Origin of the sequence: uncultured Limnohabitans sp. (assembly GCF_937889215.1) — a bacterium.
GTDB lineage: Bacteria > Pseudomonadota > Gammaproteobacteria > Burkholderiales > Burkholderiaceae_C > Limnohabitans_A.
The window spans coordinates 1-1,757 of sequence record NZ_CALBEX010000420.1; the positions used below are offsets into that span (position 1 = coordinate 1).

The following is a 1,757-nucleotide window of genomic DNA, read 5'->3' on the forward strand; positions in this document are numbered from 1 at the left end:
ATGTTGATGATGCTGCCACCGCGCCCGTCTTGGGCAAACTGCGCAAGCATTTTGGGAATGACCGCCTGGATCATCCAGAACTGCGAGCGCACATTCAAATTAAAAGCGAAATCCCAGTCCTCGTCAGTGGCCAACTCGATGTTGCCGTTGTGCACAAAGCCTGCGCAATTGAAGACGATGTCAATGCGCGGCAAGCTGGCCACTTGGGCGGCAATCGCTTTTTTGTCGAGCACGTCCAGCGCTGCCGTATGCACATTCGCCACGCCTTGGTAGCTCTTGAGCAATTCAGCATTCACATCGGTGGCGTAAACGGTGGCACCTTCAGCAGCCATGGCCAATGCCGCCGCTTGGCCAATGCCTTGACCGGCTGCGGTGACCAGCGCGATTTTTCCTTTGAGTCTCATGATGCTTGGATCTCCATGTGGGTCGTCTGTCGTTGTTGAATGGCCGCCCAGTCCCAGGCGATGCCAAGGCCTGGGGTGTCGGGTGGCAGTGCATAACCGCCCTGCACCTGCATGCGCGAGGTGGTGATGTCGTCAAGCTGCGGGATGTATTCGACCCAGGTGGCGTTGGGCACGGCCGCGCACAGGCTCACATGCAACTCCATCAAGAAGTGCGGGCACACCGCCACGTCAAAGGTTTCGGCCAGGTGCGCGGTCTTGATCCAGGGTGTGATGCCGCCAATGCGCGCCACATCGGGCTGCACGATGGAACACGCGCCCTGCTCCAGGTATTCGCGAAACTGCATCGGGTGGTACATCGATTCGCCCACCGCCACCGGAATGGTGGTGTGTTCGCGCAACTGGCGGTGGCCCGAGACGTCTTCGGCGGGCAGGGGCTCTTCGATCCAGGCAAGCCCCAAGCCGTCAAAAGCCCGCGCACGGCGCACCACCTCGGCGCGGTTGAAGCCTTGGTTGGCATCGGTCATCAACTCAAAACCCGGCCCCACTGCATCGCGCACGGCAGACAGGCGAGCCACGTCTTCGCTCACATGCGGGCGGCCGATCTTGATCTTGGCCCCTTTGAAACCTTGGGCTTGTGCCTCCAGTGTCTGGTCCACCAGTGCCTGCGGCGACAAATGCAGCCAGCCGCCTTCGGTGGTGTAGAGCGGCACCCGCGACTGCGCCCCGCCCAGCAAGCGCCACAGCGGCAGGCCTTGGATTTGTGCGCGCCAGTCCCACAGGGCGGTGTCCACGCACGCCAGCGCCAAGCTGGTCATGGCCCCCACAGCGGTGGCGTGGGTGTGAAAAAACAAATCCTTCCAGATCGCCTCGACCATGACCGGGTCGCGCCCGATCAGTCGCGGCGCCAGGTGGTCCTTGAGTAAGGCAATGACTGATGAGCCGCCAGTGCCAATCGTGTAGGCGTAACCCGTGGCGTCTATGCCGTCGCTGCAGTGCAGCGTGAGCAACATCGTTTCTTGCGTCACGAACGACTGAATGGCGTCGGTGCGCAAGACCTTGGGCGGCAAGTTCACTTGCCGAAGGCTCACGCGCTCAATGGTGACGGGGGTCATGTGGGGCTGCAAGGATGGTGGAAAGAACAGTCAACGAAAGATCAGCTGCCAGCAGCGACAAATGCAACGTCAAATGCTTTAAGGCTTCGCAGCATGCGACACCCCTGCAGCAACACACGTCGTTTGCGTGACAGCCGCCATGCGGGTTTGTGCGGAGTTGCAATGGCTTTTGATCATGTGATGATTCTGCAACTGGTCTGACCACTTGTCCAATTCACGTTATCCCTGATCACCCCCATGC

Annotated in this window: 2 protein-coding genes; both read right to left on the reverse strand. The window is 60.4% G+C overall.

All coding sequences use genetic code 11. From position 1 onward, the window contains the following. Positions 1-404: SDR family NAD(P)-dependent oxidoreductase (locus Q0341_RS10790; RefSeq protein WP_299513073.1), on the reverse strand; the 404-nt coding region annotated here is incomplete at its 3' end. Beyond that, positions 401-1,516 carry a mandelate racemase/muconate lactonizing enzyme family protein gene (locus tag Q0341_RS10795; protein ID WP_299513075.1) on the reverse strand — a complete coding sequence of 372 codons (1,116 nt, stop codon included), beginning with the start codon at positions 1,514-1,516 and terminating at the stop codon, positions 401-403. The genes Q0341_RS10790 and Q0341_RS10795, both read right to left, overlap by 4 nt. Between the last annotated feature and the right edge of the window lie 241 nt (positions 1,517-1,757).

What these genes read in the sequence shown, in the direction of transcription:
- Q0341_RS10795 (WP_299513075.1), bottom strand. Translation starts at nt 1,516, where the DNA reads ATGACCCCCGTCACCATTGAGCGCGTGAGCCTTCGGCAAGTGAACTTG.